The sequence below is a fragment of the Bacillus sp. 2CMS4F genome (assembly GCF_023161785.1).
Lineage (GTDB): Bacteria > Bacillota > Bacilli > Bacillales > Bacillaceae > Bacillus > Bacillus halotolerans.
Genome location: NZ_JALNTO010000002.1, coordinates 169,277 through 190,737, shown reverse-complemented (window position 1 = coordinate 190,737; position 21,461 = coordinate 169,277). Strand labels below are relative to the sequence as shown.

The 21,461-nt window shown below is 44.9% G+C and carries 15 protein-coding genes; 1 reads left to right on the top strand and 14 read right to left on the bottom strand.

Translation table 11 applies throughout. From position 1 onward, the window contains the following. Nucleotides 1–16: 16 nt before the first annotated feature. The 7 genes from polA to MTN95_RS04195 all read right to left on the bottom strand — a co-directional run bounded on the left by polA (nt 17) and on the right by MTN95_RS04195 (nt 9,901). A complete protein-coding gene (polA, locus tag MTN95_RS04225; protein WP_248337061.1) occupies nt 17–2,659 on the bottom strand; it encodes a DNA polymerase I in 2,643 nt (880 codons plus the stop codon). Between the two features lie 243 nt (nt 2,660–2,902). Beyond that, on the bottom strand, nt 2,903–4,642 hold the full coding sequence (gene pnpS, locus MTN95_RS04220) for a two-component system histidine kinase PnpS (protein WP_248337059.1): 1,740 nt from the start codon (nt 4,640–4,642) through the stop codon (nt 2,903–2,905). Further along, a complete protein-coding gene (phoP, locus tag MTN95_RS04215) occupies nt 4,635–5,357 on the bottom strand; it encodes a two-component system response regulator PhoP (RefSeq protein WP_105953420.1) in 723 nt (240 codons plus the stop codon). Before phoP ends, pnpS begins: the two co-directional genes overlap by 8 nt. A 216-nt stretch (nt 5,358–5,573) precedes the next feature. Continuing rightward, the gene (gene mdh / locus MTN95_RS04210; RefSeq protein WP_010335270.1) at nt 5,574–6,512 is read right to left on the bottom strand and encodes a malate dehydrogenase; all 939 of its coding nucleotides are present in this window, start codon (nt 6,510–6,512) and stop codon (nt 5,574–5,576) included. A gap of 43 nt (nt 6,513–6,555) precedes the next feature. Continuing rightward, nucleotides 6,556–7,827 (bottom strand): NADP-dependent isocitrate dehydrogenase, encoded by a 1,272-nt coding sequence (icd, locus tag MTN95_RS04205; protein WP_024122455.1) that lies wholly within the window; start codon nt 7,825–7,827, stop codon nt 6,556–6,558. Nucleotides 7,828–7,987: 160 nt separating this feature from the next. After that, nucleotides 7,988–9,106 (bottom strand): citrate synthase, encoded by a 1,119-nt coding sequence (gene citZ / locus MTN95_RS04200; protein WP_010335272.1) that lies wholly within the window; start codon nt 9,104–9,106, stop codon nt 7,988–7,990. Between the two features lie 330 nt (nt 9,107–9,436). Further along, complete coding sequence (locus MTN95_RS04195) at nt 9,437–9,901, bottom strand: DUF441 domain-containing protein (protein ID WP_010335274.1); 465 nt, start codon at nt 9,899–9,901, stop codon at nt 9,437–9,439. 95 nt (nt 9,902–9,996) lie between these two features. Between MTN95_RS04195 and ytvI the strand changes: the two genes are divergently transcribed. Beyond that, nucleotides 9,997–11,112, top strand: a complete 1,116-nt coding sequence (ytvI, locus tag MTN95_RS04190) for a sporulation integral membrane protein YtvI (protein ID WP_105953419.1) — start codon at nt 9,997–9,999, stop codon at nt 11,110–11,112. Between the two features lie 30 nt (nt 11,113–11,142). Here ytvI and MTN95_RS04185 read toward each other — a convergent pair whose 3' ends face one another. The 7 genes from MTN95_RS04185 to dnaE all read right to left on the bottom strand — a co-directional run bounded on the left by MTN95_RS04185 (nt 11,143) and on the right by dnaE (nt 21,454). After that, nucleotides 11,143–11,526 (bottom strand): FxsA family protein, encoded by a 384-nt coding sequence (locus MTN95_RS04185; RefSeq protein WP_024122457.1) that lies wholly within the window; start codon nt 11,524–11,526, stop codon nt 11,143–11,145. Between the two features lie 96 nt (nt 11,527–11,622). Then, nucleotides 11,623–13,380: a pyruvate kinase gene (gene pyk / locus MTN95_RS04180; RefSeq protein ID WP_105953418.1), complete on the bottom strand. Its 1,758-nt coding sequence runs from the start codon at nt 13,378–13,380 to the stop codon at nt 11,623–11,625. A gap of 43 nt (nt 13,381–13,423) precedes the next feature. After that, nucleotides 13,424–14,383: a 6-phosphofructokinase gene (pfkA, locus tag MTN95_RS04175; RefSeq protein ID WP_024122459.1), complete on the bottom strand. Its 960-nt coding sequence runs from the start codon at nt 14,381–14,383 to the stop codon at nt 13,424–13,426. 185 nt (nt 14,384–14,568) lie between these two features. Continuing rightward, nucleotides 14,569–15,546: an acetyl-CoA carboxylase carboxyl transferase subunit alpha gene (gene accA / locus MTN95_RS04170; RefSeq protein ID WP_024122460.1), complete on the bottom strand. Its 978-nt coding sequence runs from the start codon at nt 15,544–15,546 to the stop codon at nt 14,569–14,571. Beyond that, complete coding sequence (gene accD, locus MTN95_RS04165; RefSeq protein WP_248337056.1) at nt 15,531–16,403, bottom strand: acetyl-CoA carboxylase, carboxyltransferase subunit beta; 873 nt, start codon at nt 16,401–16,403, stop codon at nt 15,531–15,533. Before accD ends, accA begins: the two co-directional genes overlap by 16 nt. A 334-nt stretch (nt 16,404–16,737) precedes the next feature. Continuing rightward, nucleotides 16,738–17,970, bottom strand: coding sequence for an NADP-dependent malic enzyme (gene ystJ, locus MTN95_RS04160; protein ID WP_095714225.1), 1,233 nt, complete (start codon nt 17,968–17,970; stop codon nt 16,738–16,740). 136 nt (nt 17,971–18,106) lie between these two features. Then, a complete protein-coding gene (gene dnaE, locus MTN95_RS04155; RefSeq protein WP_248337054.1) occupies nt 18,107–21,454 on the bottom strand; it encodes a DNA polymerase III subunit alpha in 3,348 nt (1,115 codons plus the stop codon). Nucleotides 21,455–21,461: the final 7 nt, after the last annotated feature.

Here is a 21,461-nt window from a genome sequence, read left to right as displayed (position 1 = left end):
CTTCCTTTATCTCTGTTTATTTCGCATCGTACCAGGATGGGCCTGAAGCAAAGTCCACCTTTAACGGCACATCTAATGCAAGCGCATGCTCCATCACTTCTGGAACAAGCTTTTCAAGTATTTCAATTTCTTCCTTCGGCGCTTCAAAAATCAATTCATCGTGCACTTGAAGCAGCAATCTTGTCTTCAACTGCTTTTCTTTCAGCTTGGCTGCCATATCAATCATGGCTTTTTTAATAATATCCGCGGCACTTCCTTGAATCGGCGTATTCATTGCCGTCCGCTCCGCAAAGCTGCGGATATTAAAGTTTCGGCTCGTCAGTTCAGGGATGTATCGGCGGCGATGCAGCAGCGTGGTTACGTAGCCTTTTTGCTTCGCGTCCTGCACCGAGTCCTCCATATACGCTCTGACGCCCTGGAAGCTTTCCAAATATCGGTCGATGAATGCCCCAGCTTCTTTCCGCGTAATGCCGAGATTCTGTGATAGACCGTAATCACTGATGCCGTATACAATCCCGAAGTTGACCGCTTTCGCCTGGCGTCTCATCGCCGATGTCACTTCATCCTCAGCGACATGGAACACATCCATTGCTGTTTTTGTATGAATATCCATGTCGTTTGTAAAGGCTTCGATCAAATTTTCATCCTTTGAAATGTGGGCAAGCACCCGCAGCTCGATTTGCGAGTAATCAGCCGCAAAAATGAGCCAGTCTTTTTCAGACGGAACAAAGGCCTGGCGGATCTTGCGCCCTTCCTCAAGCCTGATCGGTATGTTTTGCAGGTTCGGATCGGTCGAACTGAGGCGCCCTGTTTGCGTTAAGGCTTGGTTAAAGCGTGTATGCACCTTGTGTGTATCTTTTCTTGTCACCTTTAAAAGCCCTTCGATGTATGTCGATTGCAGCTTGCCGATTTGTCTGTACTGCAAAATATAGTCAACAATATCATGTTTGTCAGCCAGCTTTTCAAGCACATCAGCAGACGTTGAATAGCCTGTTTTCGTTTTCTTCACAACTGGCAGGCCGATCTTTTCAAACAGGATGACGCCGAGCTGTTTAGGAGAATTGATATTAAACGGCTCTCCTGCAATATCATGAATTTTTTCTTCATATTCCTTCAGCTTGGCGCTCAGTTCTTCTCCCATTCGTTTTAAGCGGTCAACATCAACCTTAACGCCTGTTGATTCCATTTCTCCGAGAATAAGCGACAGCGGCATTTCCAGCTCCTCAAACAATTCAAGCTGATCGTTGTTCTCCAGCTCCTGAACAAGCTTTTCCCGGAGGCTTTGAATGGCTAAAGCCTTTCTGACGAGATGCTCAGACAGTTCGCCCTCTGCCGGCACTGCGCGTTTTGCTCCCTTGCCGTAAACTGATTCATCGCTTGAAACGATGTGCAAGCCGTAATCCTTAGCCACACTAGCAACGTCGTCATACGAATTACCCGGATTAATGATATAAGCGGCAAGAAGCGTATCAAACTCCGCACCTTTCAGCTCAATGCCCTGCCAGCGCAAAGCCACGACAGCCCGCTTGCTGTCAAAGACCCATTTTTTCTGATCGTCATTTTCCACCCATTCTTTAAACACATCAGACTCGACAGCAGCGTCTTTTGGAATAAAGTAGGCTCCCGTTTCGTTCACTATCGAAAAACCGAGAATCGGCACTTCATGATAATTATCGCCAATCTGTTCAACGACAAATGCAGATGGAGAAATCAATATATCGCTAGTCACGTCGGTGACTGTTTTGACATCAATTTCTTCTAACGACTGATCCTGCTCCGCCTCTACACCGTCCTCCCCGAGCCGTTCAAGAAGCGTATTGAACCCAAGGTCCTTAAAGATGGCAATGACCTGTTCACGATTAAAGCCTTGATATTCCAGACCCGAAACGGACACCTCAATCGGCGCATCGGTCATAATCGTCGCCAATTCCTTGCTCATCAAGGCCTGATCCTTAAATTCTTCCAGCTTTTCCTTGAGTTTTTTTCCGCTTACCTCATCAATTGATTCGAGCAGCTTTTCAACAGAATGGAATTGCTTTAACAGCTTAATCGCGGTTTTTTCCCCGACACCAGGCACACCCGGGATGTTGTCAGAAGAATCCCCCATTAAACCCTTCATATCAATAATTTGGTCAGGCGTGAGTCCGTATTTCTCCTGGACGTGCTCTGGTGTGTAAAACTCAACATCGGTAATTCCTTTTCTCGTAATGGCAACCGTCGTCTGGTCTGTTGCCAGCTGTGTTAAATCCTTATCGCCCGAGAAAACCTTTACCTCAAAGCCGTCTTTTTCAGCCGATTTGGCGAGTGTGCCGATAATGTCGTCAGCTTCGTATTGTTCCAGTTCGTAGCGGCTGATTTGATAGGCATCTAGCAGCTCGCGGATAAACGGCATTTGTTCTGAAAGCTCAGGCGGGGTTTTCTGTCTTCCGCCTTTATACTCTTTAAATGTGCCGTGACGAAACGTCGTTTTCCCGGCATCAAACGCAACCAGCATATGCGTCGGCTTTTCATCCTCAAGCATTTTCATCAAAATCATCGCAAAACCGTAAACCGCATTTGTATGAATTCCTTTATCATTGCTTAACAGCGGCAATGCGAAAAACGCCCGGTAAGCCAGACTGTTTCCGTCTACAAGCACTAATTTTTTTCGTTCCGTCATTCAATATCCTCCTAAGAAGCAGCAGCTTCCATTCATCTCATAATAATAGTCTTTAGCTTCTCTTATTTTAACAAAGTTCAATTTGAAAGGAAAATACGCGAACCGATGAGAACACACAAAAAAGGACGGGAACACAAAAAGGTTCCCGCCGTCAAAATTGGCTCCTTGGATGAAGGGGTTCTACTACATCCTACCAGCATAGGTTTAACAGTGCATGAAGATATTGTTAAAGCTTTGTAAACATTAAACAGGCTTTTCAGCAGTCCGCTTCAGCGTCACTGTAAACACAGTGCCTCTGCCCGGCTCGCTTGTCACATCGATCTTGCCTTCATGAGCCTCTATTAAATGCTTTACAATCGCAAGACCGAGACCGGTCCCGCCTGAGTTTCTGCTTCTGTCTTTATCAACGCGGTAAAACCGTTCAAAGATGCGGGGAATTTCTTCTTTCTGGATGCCAATCCCGGTATCGGAAACTTCGATTTGAATTTCTGTTTCTCCCGGTTTGACATTGATAGCTACCGAACCCTTCTCCGGTGTATAGGTTAATGCATTGTTTACGAGATTTAAAAACACCTGTTTCAGCCGGTACGGGTCGCCCGCTACATAGAGAGGGTCTTTCGGAACGTTCAGCTGTAAAGAGATACCTCTCTCCGTCGCTTTATGCTTAAGTAGCGTTTCAATATCAGCCAGCATTTTCGCTGCATCGAACGTTTCGATGCTGAGCGTAAAGTTTTGCTGCTCAATCTTAGAAAGATCAAGCAAATCCTGCACCAATGACTGAAGCCTTTTGCTTTCCTTTAAAATAATCGAGAGAAATTCTGAAAGCGCCTCTTTGTCCTCCATTGCCCCGTCTAATAGCGTTTCCGTAAACCCTTTGATCGATGTAATCGGCGTTTTCAGCTCGTGGGAAACATTGGCCACAAAATCTTTTCTCATCTGCTCTAATTTTTTCGTTTCCGTCATGTCATGAAAAACGAGCACGATCCCTTTCCATTCATCATCCGGCCCCATAATAGGAACGCCGTCCACTTCAAAATAACGCCTTTCAATTTTGATCGGAAGCCTTAATAGCTTGCATTTCTTCGTCTCAGTCATAAAAATCTCTTCGACAAGCTGGATCACTTCTTCATGTTCAAATGCATCATGGTAAAGACGGCGCAGCATCTGATTCGGATTGACATGAAACTGCTTCGCGTAAGACCTGTTGACGAGATTGATAAAACCTCTTCCATCAATCATAATCAGCCCGGAGCCGATGTTTTCAATGACAGTCAGCAGGCGGTCGCGCTGCATTTCCTGCGTCCTCGTCATTTCCATCAGATCAACGGCAAGGCTGTTCATGGCCCGGCCAAGCTTGTCAGAACGCCTGATATAACCGCCGTATGTACGGGCATCGTAATTCCCCTTGGACAGCTCTGTTGCCATGTTTGTGGCTGCTTCAATAGATCTTTTGTAGCGAGAGGTCATATTAGAATAAAAGAAAACAATAATAATAAAAGCGGTACAAAGACTGGCTGTCAGCATGCCCCACATCTCGCCATTCAGACCCGAGCTTTCTTCACGGGAAGTAAGCAGCACATACCCCGTTTTTTCGCCTTTGCTCCTAAGCGAAAGCCCATAATAAAGCATGTTCTCCTCTTTCGCGAGAACTCCCTCATGACCGGAGACAAGCGCCTGAATCTGTGAAGAATCCTCCGCGCTGCCGTCAGACCCGTACAGCACCTTTCCTTCTGTATCGATCACGGACGCTTCTACATCAAGCGCACTGCCTGCATCTTTAATGACTTTCTCATTTGCCTGGTCATTCAGGTTGCCGGCATCAAGCAGCGAAGCCATGTATTTGGCTTCCTTTTCAATGTGTTCCTCCGATTTTTTTTGATCAGAAGATTCAAAGAGCTGCTGTAAAAACAGCCCGAGTACACTAAACACCACAATCATACAGACAACGAGCACAGAAAAAAGGCGCACACGATATTTAATCATTCATTTTTGGCTCCTCCAATTTATACCCCAATCCCCTAATGGTTTTAATATAGATCGGTTTTTTTGTATTCGTTTCAATTTTGTCTCGAAGATGGCTGATATGCACATCAACAATTCTCGTATCTCCGGCAAAATCGTAATTCCAGACAGCACTTAAAAGCAAATCTCTCGTCAGCACTCTTCCTTTATGTCTGCCTAAATACAATAGCAGCTCAAATTCTTTCGGTGTCAGCTCAAGCTGATTTTCTTTAAAATAAGCTTCATAATGATCGGGCAGAATCTTCAAATCGCCGATAACAATTTGTCCTTCTGTTTCCTCGTTTTTCATATCACTAGAGGGCGCAGCCATTTCAGAACGCCTTAAAATAGCTTTTACTCTTGCATTGACTTCTCGAGGGCTGAACGGCTTGGTCATATAATCATCAGCACCAAGCTCAAGCCCTAATACTTTGTCAAATTCTTCATCCTTCGCTGTCAGCATTAAAATAGGAAACATGAGTTTTTGCTGTCTCAGCTGCTTGCATACTTCAATTCCATCCAGCTTTGGAAGCATCACATCAAGCACAATTAAATCAGGATTTTCTGTTTCCGCCCTTTTGAGTGCTTCTTCTCCATCCGAAGCAGTAATAACCTCATAGCCTGATCGCTCCAAATTGTACTGCAAAAGTGTAACGATAGATTCTTCATCATCCACAACTAAAATTTTCTTGTTCATGCTGTGCCTCCAGTATCTTAATTCCCCGACATCCTATTTCTCTATTTTATGTCATCTTACCATGTTTCATGATTTTATTTTAACGAAAGCCGGACATTCCGACAATTCGCCTTTTACATCATTTTAACAAGAGGCAGCTGAGAAATAGGAGGAAGCGCTTTCATTTTGTAATAAAAAGAGAAAGGCTTCGATTAAACCAGCCTTTCTCTTTTTATTTTAGGATAATACTTTCATCACATTTTTGACAGATTCAACTGATTTATTCAGCTGTTCTTTCTCGTATTCTGTCAATTCAAGCTCAATGATTTGTTCAAGCCCGTTTCCGCCGACAATTGTAGGAACACCAAGGTAGATGCCTTCATAGCCGTATTCTCCTTCAAGATAAGCAATTGTAGGAAGGACGCGGCGCTGATCTTTTAAGATTGCTTCGATCATTTCTGTCAGTGAAGCCGCAGGCGCATAATACGCGCTTCCGTTTCCTAAGAGATTCACGATCTCGCCGCCGCCTTTTCTTGTGCGCTCCACAATTGCGTCAATCCGGTCTTTTGGAATGAGGGTTTCAAGCGGGATACCGCCAGCATAAGAATAACGTACAAGCGGCACCATATCGTCACCGTGTCCGCCGAGAACAAAACCAGTCACATCTTTCACTGACAAGTTTAATTCCTCCGCCACAAACGTTCTGAATCTTGCCGTATCAAGCACACCTGATTGGCCGATCACGCGCTCTTTCGGGAAGCCAGACTCTTTGTATACTGCGTATGTCATTGCATCAACAGGGTTTGTCAAAACCACAATGATAGAGTCAGGAGAATATTTCACGATTTCTCGTGTGACGCTTCTCATAATTTTTTCGTTTGTAGAGACTAGATCATCCCTGCTCATACCAGGTTTTCTTGCAATACCGGCTGTAATGACAACAATGTCAGAACCAGCCGTATCCTCATAATTAGATGTACCCGTAATTTTCGCGTCAAAGCCTTGAACCGGGCTGGCTTCCAGCATATCAAGGGCTTTTCCTTTCGTCGGGTTCTCCAATTGAGGGATATCAACGAGAACAACGTCCGCCAGCTCTTTTTGAGCGGTTAAGAAAGCTGTTGTCGCTCCGGTAAAACCTGCTCCGATAACAGAAACTTTTTTACGAGTATTTCCCATGTCTCTCTTCTCCTTTATGGCTAATTTTAGGCTGTTTCCTTGCTTAGTCCATGTTTTTAATCAGTTCTTCTCCGAACTCTGAACATTTAACTTCAGTCGCGCCGTCCATTAATCTGGCAAAATCGTAAGTTACGACTTTAGAAGCGATTGTTTTTTCCATAGATTTAATGATTAAATCAGCCGCTTCATTCCATCCTAAATGCTCAAGCAGCAGCACACCTGAAAGAATAACTGAAGATGGGTTTACTTTATCAAGTCCGGCGTATTTAGGAGCCGTTCCGTGTGTCGCCTCGAAAATCGCATGTCCTGTTTCGTAGTTGATGTTTGCCCCAGGAGCAATACCGATTCCGCCTACTTGCGCCGCAAGAGCGTCAGAAATATAGTCTCCGTTAAGGTTCATTGTTGCAACAACATCAAATTCGCTTGGACGTGTCAGAATCTGCTGAAGGAAAATATCAGCAATGCTGTCTTTGATAATGATTTTGCCTGCTGCTTCTGCTTCGCTTTGCGCTTTATTAGCGGCGTCTTTTCCGTCTTTTTCAGCAATGCGGTCATATTCAGCCCATGTGAAAACTTTTTCGCCGTATTCTCTCTCTGCAAGCTCATAGCCCCAGTTTTTGAAGGCGCCTTCCGTGAACTTCATGATGTTTCCTTTGTGTACAAGCGTTACAGACTTGCGGCCGTGCTCAATCGCATATTCAATTGCCGCTCTGACCAGACGGCTTGTTCCTTCTTCAGAAACAGGCTTAATGCCGATACCTGATGTTTCAGGGAAACGGATTTTGTTAACATTCAATTCATTTTGCAGGAAGCTGATGAGCTTTTGCACTTCTTCAGAGCCTTTTGCGTACTCGATGCCTGCGTAAATATCTTCTGTATTTTCACGGAAGATGACCATGTCAGTATCCTCAGGACGTTTTACCGGTGACGGCACTCCAGTAAAATATCTTACCGGTCTCAAGCAAACGAATAGGTCAAGCTCTTGTCTGAGCGCTACGTTCAAAGAACGGATACCGCCGCCGACAGGTGTCGTTAACGGGCCTTTAATCGCGATGAAATATTCGCGGATAACATCTAATGTTTCAGCAGGAAGCCACTCACCTGTTTTATTATAAGCCTTTTCTCCGGCATAAACTTCTTTCCACGTAATTTTCTTTTCACCTTTATATGCTTTTTCTACTGCGGCTTCCAAAACTTTTGAAGCGGCATTCCAAATATCAGGACCGGTTCCGTCTCCTTCAATAAACGGGATAATCGGGTTGTTTGGTACGTTTAATACTCCATTAGAGACTGTAATTTTTTCACCTTGTGCCACAATAAAAACCTCCCAGTATGTAATTCATATTTAGAAAACATTTTATTTTTCTTATATAGAAAACAAAATGATTTTTCTTAACATTCTAAAGTGTAAACCATCTTTGATGTTCTGAACAAGAGGCTAACTTCATTAACATAAGCCAGCCTCCCATGGTTCTTTAGGCTCTTTCTTCAATCGGAACAAAAGTTTGTTTGTCAGGGCCTGTGTAATCTGCACGCGGGCGGATCAGGCGGTTATTGTCATACTGCTCAAGGATATGAGCGAGCCAGCCTGACATTCTGCTTACAGCAAAAATCGGTGTGAACAGGTCATGGTCTATTCCGAGGCTGTGATAAACAGAAGCGGAATAGAAATCAACGTTAGGCGGAAGCTTTTTTTCTGATGTCACGATTTCTTCGATGCGAATCGACATGTCATACCATTTGCTTTCGCCGGTCAGGTTGGTCAGACGTTTGCTCATTTCTTTTAAATGTTTGGCGCGCGGATCGCCATGCTTATAAACGCGATGGCCGAATCCCATTATTTTTTCTTTCTTTTCCATCTTGGCACGAACGAAAGGCTCGACATTCTCCACTTCGCCGATCTCTGTCAGCATTTTCATGACGCCTTCGTTTGCACCGCCGTGAAGCGGGCCCTTCAGTGCGCCGATCGCTGCAGTAATTCCTGAGTAGATATCCGAAAGTGTTGCGACACAGACCCTCGCTGTAAACGTTGACGCGTTCAGCTCGTGATCGGCATGTAAAATCAGTGCTTTGTTGAAGGCTTCAACCTCAATCGGTGAAGGCTCTTCTCCATTTAATGTGTAGAGAAAATTCTCGGCAATGCCGTAGTCTTCTCTTGGCTCAACGGGTTCAAGACCCTTGCGGATTCTGGAAAACGCTGCAACCAGACCAGGCACCTTTGCCTGAAGGCGGATCGCCTTTCTGTAGTTGGCTTCCGGGTTCATGGTATCAGCCTCGCTGTCAAGCAGGCCTAGTAAAGAAATCGCTGTCCGAAGAGCAGCCATGGGATGAACATTTTCGAGGGAATAAGATTTGAAGTGCTCAATAATTTCTTGCGGAACGGCAGCTTCTTTTGCTAACTGCTGTTTTAACTCATCAAGCTCTTTTTTGTTTGGCAGCCTTAAGTGCCAAAGCAAGTAAATGATTTCTTCAAAGCTCGCATTCTCTGTCAAATCATCGATATCATACCCCACATATGTAAGGGTATCATCAATAATCGAACTAACAGATGATGTTGTTGCTACCACCCCTTCAAGACCGCGTGTCGCTGTCATATATAACATCTCCTTTTCAATAAATTTCCCCTTTAAGAGTGTTGTAAAAACATGAGGCTAACTTAAAAAGCACGTTGTAAGTATTTCTCCCCCCAAAAGAAAATGCTTACATTTTACTGCCTGCTGGTGCTGAAACCCTTTGCTTATGAAAGAACATAACAAATTCTTATAAGCTTTTTTAAGTTTGTGCCTATTCCTATTATAAACAATAATCAGACATTTGTTAAATGTTTACCTATAATTTTTTTTTTCATTCTATGATTTTCCCGAAAAAACGCCTTTATTTGCGGGTTTTTGGCATTAAAAAAAAGCGGCAGCAAGCCGCTTTTTTTATGAAGTGAACAGTTTTACGAGCTGCATCGCGATATAAGCAATCCCCGCTCCGATCAGCGGACCCACTGCGACTCCGCCGAAAAGCGCGACTGCGAGAATGGTACCGATGACAAGAGCAGTGGTGATGTGAGGATCGTTTTCCAGCAGGGTCAGGCCATTTTTGGCAATCAGCGCAACGGCAATTCCCGCCCCCAATGCAATCCATGCGTAAGAAGAACGCATTGCCTCACCAAGCTGTTTAAATCCAATCTCGCCTGTGGCGATTGGAACAAGAACAGCAATTGTGATGACGGTCACGCCCCAGTTGATGCCTTTTGACTGGATAGTCGGAAAAAATTTTTGGTCAAGTCCCACGATTTTAATGATCAAAAGGACGGATACAGCAAAAAGCAGCGATTGATTTTTTGCGATAAGTGCAATAGCCAAGAGTAATATTAAAAATAAATTCGCTTGTGTAAACACGCGTTATCCCTCCTTTAAGATGAATGTATTCATATACAGCCGTACCGTGAATAAACATAACAATAGGACATGCTGACGAGAGGAGGATCGTTTTTGTGAATCAATCCTATATCACTATTTTTTTCCGAACCCTCTTTGTCGTGTCGCTTACCGCCGGATCAGCAGCCGCTGTTTATTATTCGTTTCCGTTAACATATCCGTTCCTCATTGCCCTTATTCTTTCAACAGCGATTCACCCTGTTGTAGACTACTTGGACAAAGTGACGGGATTCCCGCGAACTTTAAATGTCATCGGCGTGCTTGCCTTTTTTCTGCTCGCGGCGTTCGGTGTGCTGACCATTGTGGTAGCAGAAATCGTAACAGGGACTGCATATCTTGCAAAAACCCTTCCCCCGCATATCAGCACATTTATCTCTTATTGTGAAAAACTGTTTACCACTCATATCCAGCCGCTCTATCACGAACTGACCGTTTTATTTCATGAATTGGAGACCAACCAGCAGGCTTCCATCGTCACTCACATTCAGACACTTGGAGATTCCGCTGCCAAAAACGCAGGACTGCTGCTGTCTCACATTCTTGAAATGATCCCGAAGTTTTTCGCGCTGCTTCCGAATACCGCGGCTGTTTTGATATTTTCACTTCTTGCTACATTTTTCATGACAAAGGACTGGCACAAGCTGAAAGCGATGCTCGTTTCAGTACTGCCGGATCGAATAACAGCAAACGGAAAGGCGATCAGCAGCGAGCTGAAAAAAGCAATGACCGGTTTCATTAAAGCGCAGGCTGTTCTTGTATTCCTTACGATGGTCATTGTATTCATCGGTCTTTCTCTCTTAAAGGTTGAGCATGCAGCAACGATTGCTTTTTTAATCGGGCTAGTCGACCTTCTCCCTTATTTAGGAGCAGGATCCGTCTTCGTGCCGTGGATTTTGTATTTATCGATTACAGGCCAGCTTCCTCAAGCAATTGGAATTGGTGTGCTGTACCTTGTCGTACTCGTTCAGCGGCAGCTGACAGAGCCGAAAATATTAAGTAAATCAATCGGAATCGATCCGCTGGCAACACTCATTGCCCTCTTTGCCGGCTTTAAATTGTTCGGATTTTTAGGACTGATTGCCGGTCCTGCCGTTCTCGTCGTCATCCAGGCTTTTATCACAACTGGTGCCTTAAAGGAAATATGGTCCTACATCACTGTCCAGCAAAAATAAAACAGCAGCCCATGATGCAGGCTGCCGTTTTTATTTTATAATGATCCGCTTGTTCTTCGACATGCCTCTCAGCCATTTGAACAGGATCGGCTTACACCAGCTGCGGGTGAACGGGATAAGCAGGCATGCGCCGGCCAGATCTGATAAAAAGCCTGGAAGCATCAGCAAAAGGCCGCCAATAAAGATGCACAGGCCGTCAGCAATCGCTTCACCAGGCATCTTGCCGTATTGAAGGTCACGCTGAACCTTGAAGTAAACTTCAGTTCCTTGTTTTTTGGCAGCTGCTGCCCCAATGATCCCGGTCAGAATCATCAAAAGAACCGTCGGAAGAATACCGATCAGCTTGCCCGAAAATAGAAATATGCCGATTTCAATTGCCGGAAACACAATAAAAAGCAAAAATAAAAACCTCATCTCCAGCCCCCCACATGTGTAAAACGCCTTCGTTCAAAAATAGTGCCAAATAGAGAAAAGGAAGGGAATACGCTCCCTTCCCATTTTCAGATGTGATTAAAGTACACTTGCACGTCCTTGGTAGACTGCCCCTCTAGAAGCGTCAACCGTAATATCCTGGCCTTCTGTCAAAATGGATGTCGCATTTTCCAAACCAACAATAACCGGAATGCCGAGGCTTAATCCGACTACTGCAGCATGGCTTGTCAAGCCGCCTTCTTCTGTAATAAGGGCAGACGCTTTTTCAAGAGACGCGATCATATCACGGTCAGTGCTAGTTGTCACCAAAACAGCGCCGTCAGTCATTTTTTGTTCGGCTTCTTTTGCGTTTTGCGCAATGACAACCGGACCGTAAGCTGATTTGCGGCCGATACCTTGGCCTTTAGCGATGATATCACCGACAGTATAAACTTTCATCAAGTTCGTTGTTCCTGACTCACCGACAGTACCTGCTGTAATGACGATCAGGTCACCATTTTTTACAATTCCGCTGTGTAATGATTTTTGCACAGCGTCTTCCAGCATCTCATCAGTTGAGCTTGCATTTTGACCGCTTTCTGCGAAAACGCCGGATACAAGAGCGAGTTTTCTGGAAACAGAATCATTTACAGTCACAGCGACAATCGGTGCCTGCGGGCGGTATTTTGCAATCATACGCGCTGTATGGCCGCTTTCAGTCGGCGTTACAATCGCAGTAGCATTCAAGTTAATGGCTGTATGTGCAACAGATTGGCCGATTGCATCAGTAATCGTCATGCCTACTTGGTCTCTGCGCTTTGAAAGAATCTCTTTGTAATTCAGCGCCTCTTCAGAACGGGATGCGATGTTGTGCATCGTTTGAACCGCTTCAACCGGATAGTTTCCGGCAGCTGTTTCACCAGAAAGCATGATCGCATCTGTGCCGTCGAAAATTGCGTTTGCGACGTCACTCGCTTCCGCACGAGTCGGACGCGGGTTGCGCTGCATGCTGTCAAGCATTTGTGTCGCTGTAATAACCGGTTTGCCCAGTGCGTTGCATTTTTTAATCAGGTCTTTTTGCACGAGCGGCACTTCTTCAGCCGGGATTTCCACACCTAAGTCTCCGCGCGCAACCATTAAGCCGTCAGACACTTCGAGAATAGAATCAATGTTGTCTACGCCTTCTTGGTTTTCAATTTTAGGGATAATTTGAATATCCTGAGCATTATGCTCCTCAAGAAGTTCACGGATTTCAAGCACGTCAGTAGAACGGCGTACAAAAGACGCAGCGATGAAATCTACCCCTTGCTCAATACCGAAAACGATATCTCTCGCGTCCTTCTCAGTAATACCAGGAAGGTTGACGCTGACACCCGGCACGTTAACGCCTTTTTTGTTTTTCAGTGTTCCGTTGTTTAGTACTTTTGTTTTGATTTCGCGTTTAGCGGCATTCACTTCAAGTACCTCAAGACCGATAAGCCCGTCATCTAAAAGAATCGTTGAGCCTTTTTCAACGTCCTCTACTAAACCTTCATACGTTACTGAAATCTTATCAGTTGTTCCAACTACCTCGTCCATTGAAACGATAAGCTCTTTGCCTGTTTCAAGCTCAATAGCACCGTTTTCCATTGTATGTGTACGGATTTCAGGGCCTTTTGTATCAAGCAGGATTCCGACGTTTTTGCCGAGCTTTTTGCTCGCTTCGCGGATATTTTTAATACGTGCTCCGTGCTCCTCAAAATCTCCGTGAGAAAAATTCAAACGAGCCACATTCATTCCTGACTCCATTAATTTCGTAAGCATTTCAATACTTTCACTTGCCGGACCGATGGTACAAACAATTTTTGTTTTTCTCAATTCGTTCACTTCCTTCTGAAATCTTCAGCCTTCTGCTGCATTCTTAAATAGACAGTTCTTTTGAAAGCTGATACATGTTTTGCTCAACTGTGTGTTTTTGATCCAGTATTTCTATAATATCATGGTCTACAAGCTTATTGTTTTGTATACCTACACAGCGTCCGCCTTTTCCTTCAAGCAGCAGTTCAACCGCATACGCGCCAAGTCGGCTTGCCAGAACACGGTCAGCAGCACTTGGGGAACCGCCGCGCTGGATATGGCCTAATACAGATACCCTAGTTTCAAGATTTGTTTCTTCTTCAATGCGTTTCCCGAATTCAACACCGCTGCCTACCCCTTCGGCAACGATAATAATACTGTGTTTCTTCCCGCGCTCATGACCGCGTTTTAGCCGGGCAATGATTTCGTGCATGTCGTAATCAGCCTCAGGGATCAAGATTGATTCCGCACCGCCTGCAAGTCCGGCCCATAATGCAATATCGCCGGCGTGGCGGCCCATCACTTCGATCACATATGTACGTTCATGAGAAGTCGCTGTATCGCGAATCTTATCAATTGCGTCAATTACTGTATTTAAAGCTGTGTCGAAACCGATTGTAAAATCAGTACCCGGAATGTCATTATCAATTGTACCCGGTACACCTACACATGGAAACCCGTGCTCCGTTAATTTCTTCGCACCCATGTATGAGCCGTCTCCGCCGATAACGACAAGCCCTTCGATACCCAGCTTCTTCAAGTTTTCGATCCCTTTTTCACGGCCTTCAACCGTTTTGAATTCAGGACATCTTGCTGTATAAAGCTTTGTTCCTCCGCGATGAATAATATCACCTACAGAACCGAGCTCTAGCTTTTCAATCTTTCCGCTGATCAACCCTGAGTATCCGTTATAAATGCCGTAAACTTCAACGTCATGATAAATCGCTTTTCTGACAACTGCGCGAACTGCTGCATTCATTCCCGGGGAATCCCCGCCGCTCGTCAATACCCCTATACGTTTCATTCTCCATTCACCTCAGCAAACATATATGATTAAAACATAACATGATCATTGCCCTAAAAACAATGAAAAGGGATCTCCATCCTCCCTATGAAACCTTACCTATTATACAATTAAATAAATTGTTTTTAAATAAAATTTAAGGAATGTCACAAAAAATAAACGTGAGCCAAAGGCTTCACGTTTATTTAGTTTACCCCGATATATTGATCTTCAATCGATACTTTCCCAATTGCTTTGTATTTTTCATAGCGCTGCTGAATTAATTCTTCTTCATTCAGCTTCAGCAAAGTCTTTAACGATTGTTTAAGGGTTTCATCCATGTAGCTTGCCTGCAGCTTAATATCGTGGTGCGCTCCGCCTTTTACTTCTTTTATCATATGATCTATAATACCTAATTCTTTTAAGTCAGGCGCAGTGATTTTCATTGTTTCCGCCGCTTTTTTGGCAAGACTGGAGTCCTTCCATAAGAGTGCCGCAGCACCTTCCGGAGAAATAACAGAATAAGTAGAGTTTTCCAGCATATGCAAGTGGTTGCCCACACCTAAACCTAGAGCTCCGCCGCTTCCGCCTTCGCCGATGACGATACAAACAACAGGCACTCTTAGGCCGGCCATTTCAAACAGGTTTTTGGCGATTGCTTCGCTTTGTCCTCTTTCTTCAGCTGCTCGTCCAGGGTATGCCCCCTTCGTGTCAATAAAACAGATAATCGGTCTGTTAAATTTATCAGCCTGTTTCATCAGACGAAGCGCTTTACGATAGCCCTCAGGATGAGGCATTCCAAAGTTGCGGACCAGGTTTTCCTTCGTGTCTTTTCCGCGCTGATGTCCGATAACTGTCACAGGCAGGCCGTGGAACTTGGCAATACCGCCGACAATGGCTTCATCGTCTCCGTACGCTCTGTCTCCGTGACATTCAAAAAAGTCTGTAAACAGGTAATGAATATAATCAAGTGTTGTCGGACGGTCCGGCAGACGTGCGATTTGAACACGGTCCCAAGGCTTCAGATTTTTATAAATATCATCCTGAAGCTTAGCTAGACGGTCTTCAAGCCGTTCGATTTCTGCACTCAGATCCATTTCCGAATCCTGGGTGAATTTTTTCAATTCGGCGATTTTGGTTTGCAGTTCAATCACCGGTTTTTCAAATTCTAATCTTGCAGCCACTCAATGTCACCTCCTGTTTGATGCATATCCAGCAGATTCTCTAACGTTTTTTTCATGTCGTCGCGGTGAATAACCGCATCAAGCTGTCCATGTTTTAATAAGAATTCCGCCGTTTGGAAGTCCTCCGGCAGTTTTTCGCCTATTGTCTGTTCGATAATCCTTCTTCCGGCAAAACCGATCAGCGCGCCGGGCTCCGCGAAATTATAATCGCCAAGAGAAGCAAAGCTTGCCGATACCCCGCCGGTAGTGGGATGCGTCATGACTGAGATAATGAGACCCTGTTCCTCACTGAATAATTTTAAGGCAGAGCTTGTCTTTGCCATTTGCATAAGGCTTAATATGCCTTCCTGCATCCTTGCACCGCCGGAAGCAGTAAAAATAATAAACGGAACTTTATCCGCTTTTGCTTTTTCAATCGCAAGCGTGATTTTTTCACCGACGACAGAGCCCATGCTGCCCATACGGAATGAAGAATCCATTATCGCGACAACAGCAGGAAATCCCCCGATGGTGCCCTTGCCTGTGACAACAGCCTCGTTTAAGGATGTTTTCTCGCGATCTTTTTCAAGCTTTTCCAGATAACCCGGGAAACCGAGCGGGTTTTCCGATAACATCCCCTGATTGAATTCCTCAAAGGACTGTTCATCCATCAAGCTTTCGATACGCTGTTTTGCATTCATTGGGAAATGATAATCGCAGTTCATGCATACCCGCATATTTTTATCCAACTCTTTAGTGAGCATGATTTTTTTACACTTAGGACATTTTGTCATAATGCCTTCCGGAACATCGTGCTTCGCTTGATCTGACGGTACGGAAGCATACTTTTTCTTTTTAGTGAATATATCCTTTAACAAATGATTACCTCCCTTTTGTGAAGGGTTCTCTTCACCGCATGCCATCCAGACAGATAGACTTGCTAATAACTTTACCGAAACTATTGTACTTTTTTTGTCAAACGCTGTCATCCTCAATTCGACAACTTTTTATCCGCAGACGCGTGCGGACAGACTCTTGATAAACCTAATAAATCGTTGAACCAGTAAGGTTGGTAACGTATTCAAAAATCATGTTAAACTCGGCTGAAATTTTTTTAAGTCCTGACCCCAAAAAAATTTCAGCCGCAAGTTTAACTTGAGAACAGCGCGCCGGTCTCCGCCAACGCGCTGCCATTTTTGGAATGAATTAAAATTATTCGCCAATAATCGTAAGTTTTCTGGTTTTTTCTGCAACTTCTTCAGGATCTACAGTAATTCTTGCCACACCTGTTTCCATCGCCGCTTTCGCCACAGCCTTAGCCACAGCAGGCGCAACACGTTTATCAAACGGTGCAGGGATGACGTACTCTGGGCTAAGCTCATCGTCTGATACTAGTGAAGCAATGGCTTCAACCGCTGCAATCTTCATTTCTTCGTTAATGTGAGTGGCGCGCACGTCAAGCGCTCCGCGGAAAATTCCCGGGAAGGCAAGCACATTGTTTACTTGGTTCGGGAAATCTGAACGGCCTGTTCCGATAACGCTCGCTCCAGCTTCACGCGCATCTTCCGGCATAATTTCCGGATTCGGGTTTGCCATTGCGAAAATGATCGGATCTTTCGCCATGCTTTGTACCATTTCTTTTGTTAGCGCACCTTCGACAGACACACCGATAAATACGTCAGCACCAGCGATCACATCTTCCAAAGAGCCGTCTTTACGGTCTTGGTTTGTGAATTTCGCCACTTCGTTTTTAACATCGTTCATACCGTTCGGACGCCCTTCATAAATGGCTCCTTTTGAATCGCACATCACGATGTCGCGCACGCCGAAATGGTAAAGAAGCTTAATGATCGCAATACCTGCAGCACCGGCGCCGTTAGCCACAACTTTAATGGAAGACATGGATTTTCCAGACAATTTCAGCGCGTTTACAAGGCCAGCTACTGTGACAATCGCTGTGCCGTGCTGATCGTCATGGAAAACCGGGATGTTCGTTTCTTTTTTCAGACGCTCTTCAATGATGAAGCAGTTTGGCGCCGCGATATCTTCAAGATTGACACCGCCAAATGTCGGTTCAAGCAATTTAACGGTTTCAATGATTTTATCAACATCATTTGTGCCCAAAGCAATTGGGAACGCGTCTACGCCGGCAAAGCTTTTGAAAAGAACGGCTTTACCTTCCATAACAGGAAGTGCTGCTTCAGGGCCGATATTTCCAAGGCCGAGCACAGCTGTACCGTCTGTCACAACTGCTACCATGTTCCCCTTCATTGTATAATCATATACTTTGTTAATGTCTTCATGAATATCCTTACATGGTTCTGCTACACCCGGGGAATAAGCAAGGCTTAAATCTTTCGCATTTTTAACCTCTACTTTAGATTTGGATTCGAGCTTCCCCTGGTTCACTTTATGCAGATGTAATGCTTCTTCTCTTAATGACATTCTCCTAAACACTCCTTAATGGAATTTTTTGATTCGTATGCTGCTGCATTGATTGCTGCATTCTGCGGAGTTGATCTATCAGAATATTTAAACAGAGTAACATAATTGCTCCAATTGTATAACAAAAAGCGAATGGTTACCACTGTTTTAAAACGACGTTTTTTTGACCTAACAGCTCTTTTAAGCGGTATAACACCTGGTGATCCGCATCGATATGGAACGCCTCAGGAAGCTTTATCGTCTGTTTTTGCCTTTCATAATAGAGATAAACGCCGGTTTCCCCCTTATGCTCCAGCAAAATGCGCTTGATCTTTGTCAGGATCTCCTGACTGTGCTGACTGCTTTCTATCTTCATATAAACCGATGGCGCTTTTTCAGCATTCATATTTTCCAGCAATTCCGCTCTGGACATAATAAACTGGACTTTTTCCTGCCTGATTTCACATTTCCCTGCTGTGAACAATAGAGCGCCCTCTCTTAAAACCGGGGAAAGCTGTCTGAATTGTTCAGGGAACACAACGGCTTCCATTTCGCCGGTCTCATCACTTAACGTTAAAAACGCCATGTTTTGACCTGTTTTTGTCCGAATCGTTTTGATTTTCGACAGCAGGACACCGAGTGAAACCTGCTTTTTAACAGCCTGCTGAGCCTGCTGAATGGGTACCGCTCCTCGCGCTGTCAGCTGGTTTCGAAAGGCAGAGAGCGGATGATTTGAAAAATAAATACCGAGCGTTTCTTTTTCAAATGCAAGAATATCCACAAGCGGAAGCTCCTCGGTTTCCACGTACTTCGGTTTAATGGAGAACGATTCTTCTAAAAACAATCCCATTTGGTCATCGTCCGCGGCGAATAGCTCGGCATGCTCTAACGCAACGTCAATCGATGCGAGCAGCGTAGCCCGGTTTTGATCGAATTCGTCCATTGCGCCAGAAAATATGAGTGCTTCAAGCGTTTTGCGATTTACGCTTTTTGACGGCACGCGAAAGCAGAAATCGAAAAAATCTTCAAATGGTTTCTCTTTTCTTGCTTTATATATATCTTTGACTGCTGAGACGCCTACACTTTTTATCGCACGGAGGCTGTACCTGACAGCTCCGTCTTCAACTGTAAACGGATAGCTGCTTTTGTTCACTGACGGAGGAAGGATACGAATCCCGCTCCCCTTCGCTTCGTAAAGATATTGAGCTATTTTATCCTCATTGCCAATGACGCTTGTAAGCAGTCCGCACATAAAATATAAAGGATAATGAGCCTTCAAATACGCAAGCTGGCAGCCGATCATGCTGTATGCCACCGCATGGCTTCTGTTGAAGCCATAGTTTGCGAATTTGACGATTAAATCGTAGACTTCATTTGCAGTGTCTACAGAATACTCCTTTTTTAAGCACCCTTCAACAAAATGGCTTCGCTCTCGGTCAAGAATGTCTTTCTTTTTTTTGCTGACTGCACGTCTGAGCAGGTCCGCCTCGCCTAAAGAAAATCCTGCCATACGCGATGCAATCACCATAATTTGCTCCTGATAAACGATGACGCCATACGTATCTTCCAATATCCCTCTTAAATCTTCGTGAGGATAATGAACCGGCACGCGCCCGTGTTTACGGTCGATAAATAACGGAATATTTTCCATCGGGCCGGGCCGGTACAGTGCGTTTACCGCGACAATATCTTCTAATCCTGAAGGCTTAAGCCTTTTCAAAACGCTTCTCATTCCTGAGGATTCAAGCTGGAAAATCCCTGTCGTATCCCCTTTTGACAGCAGGGAGAATGTTTTTTCGTCTTGATAGGAAATACTCGAAAGATCTATTTTAATATTTTTTTCTTTTTCAATCATTGAAGTGATGGACTCGATGAGTGTCAGGTTGCGCAAGCCCAAGAAATCCATTTTCAAAAGGCCCAGATCTTCGAGGTGATCCATCGCGTATTGCGTTAAATAGATCCCTTCATGTCCTTCCTGAAGCGGGACAACATCAGTTAACGGTTCCTCACTTAAGACAACGCCGGCCGCGTGGGTTGACGTATGTCTCGGAAGACCTTCTATTTTTCTGGCAATCGTAAACACTTGCTGAAGCAGACTTGACTCACTGAGTCGCTTATTCAGCTCCGGCGATTGCTTTCTCGCATCATCCAAGGTTACGCCAGGCCTTGAAGGAATGAGCTTCGCAAGCTGATCCGCTTCCTTCGGGCTTACACCGAATACCCTTCCGACGTCCCGAAGCGCCGCTTTTGCCGCCAGCGTCCCGAAGGTAATAATCTGGGCGACGTGCATTGCGCCGTATTTCTGCTGAACGTATTGAATGACCTCGTCCCTTCTCGTATCCGGAAAGTCGATATCAATATCCGGCATACTGATTCGTTCCGGGTTTAAAAACCTCTCAAACAGCAGGTGATGCTTGATCGGATCAACGTCCGTGATATAGAGGACATAAGCTACGAGCGATCCCGCCGCAGAACCCCTTCCCGGTCCTGTCACAATCCCTTTTTCATGGGCGTGCTTCATAAAATCCCATACGATCAGAAAATAATCGCTGAACTTCATCCGCTTGATGACATCAAGTTCATATTGAAGACGTCGAATATACTGTTCATCTGGTGTATCGAAGCGGCTGCGAAGCCCTGTCATACAAACATCCGTCAAATAATCATCCGCGGATGTACCGTCTGGAGTCGGAAATGATGGCAGGCGGGTCTGTCCCAGACTGACGTCAACCCGGCATTGTTCTGCAATCTCAACAGATGCTTGCAATGCCTCAGGATGCTCTTGGTATATAACACGCATTTCATCAATGGATTTCAAGTCGAGATCCGGCATCTCTTCGTTTGATGCCTCAGTGAGTTTTTCACCTGACTTTATCGCTTTCAAACAGCGATAGGCAGCCTGATCTTCTTTCCTTATATAATGAACATCGCCTGTCGCCGTGACCGGAATTCCCGTTTCTTCAGACAGCCGGAGGATTTGCTCAGATAAGAATTTATTTTCTTTAAACGGCTGAAAGGATAAATAAAAAGCGCCTTTTCCGAATATAGACTGAAAATAAAGTGCGGCTTGAGCGGCCTGGTCAAACAGCCCTCCTTCAAGCAGCATTTCAATATAGCCCTTCTCGCCGGGAGTGATCGCAATAATGCCTTCGCGATAGCTGTTAAGCCATTTTGGCTTCAGGCCGTTTTTTGATTTCGATTGCAGGACGCTGCTGATTTTCAGCAGGTTTTGATAGCCTGTATTTGATTTTGCCAGCAGGACGAGCGGGTAGGCTTCGAGCTCGTCATCATCTGTGAAAACAGAGGCCGTCAAGCCGATAATCGGGTTGATCCCCCTCGCCTTGCATGCTTTATAAAATTGAATAGCTCCGTACATGACATGATCATCTGTCAGCGCCAAAGACGCATATCCGAGCCTGTCAGCTTCATTGACGAGCTCTTCCACAGCCGCGGCGCTGTTTAGCAGGCTGTACCCGCTATGCACTTGCAGGTGAACAAAAGACATGCTATCA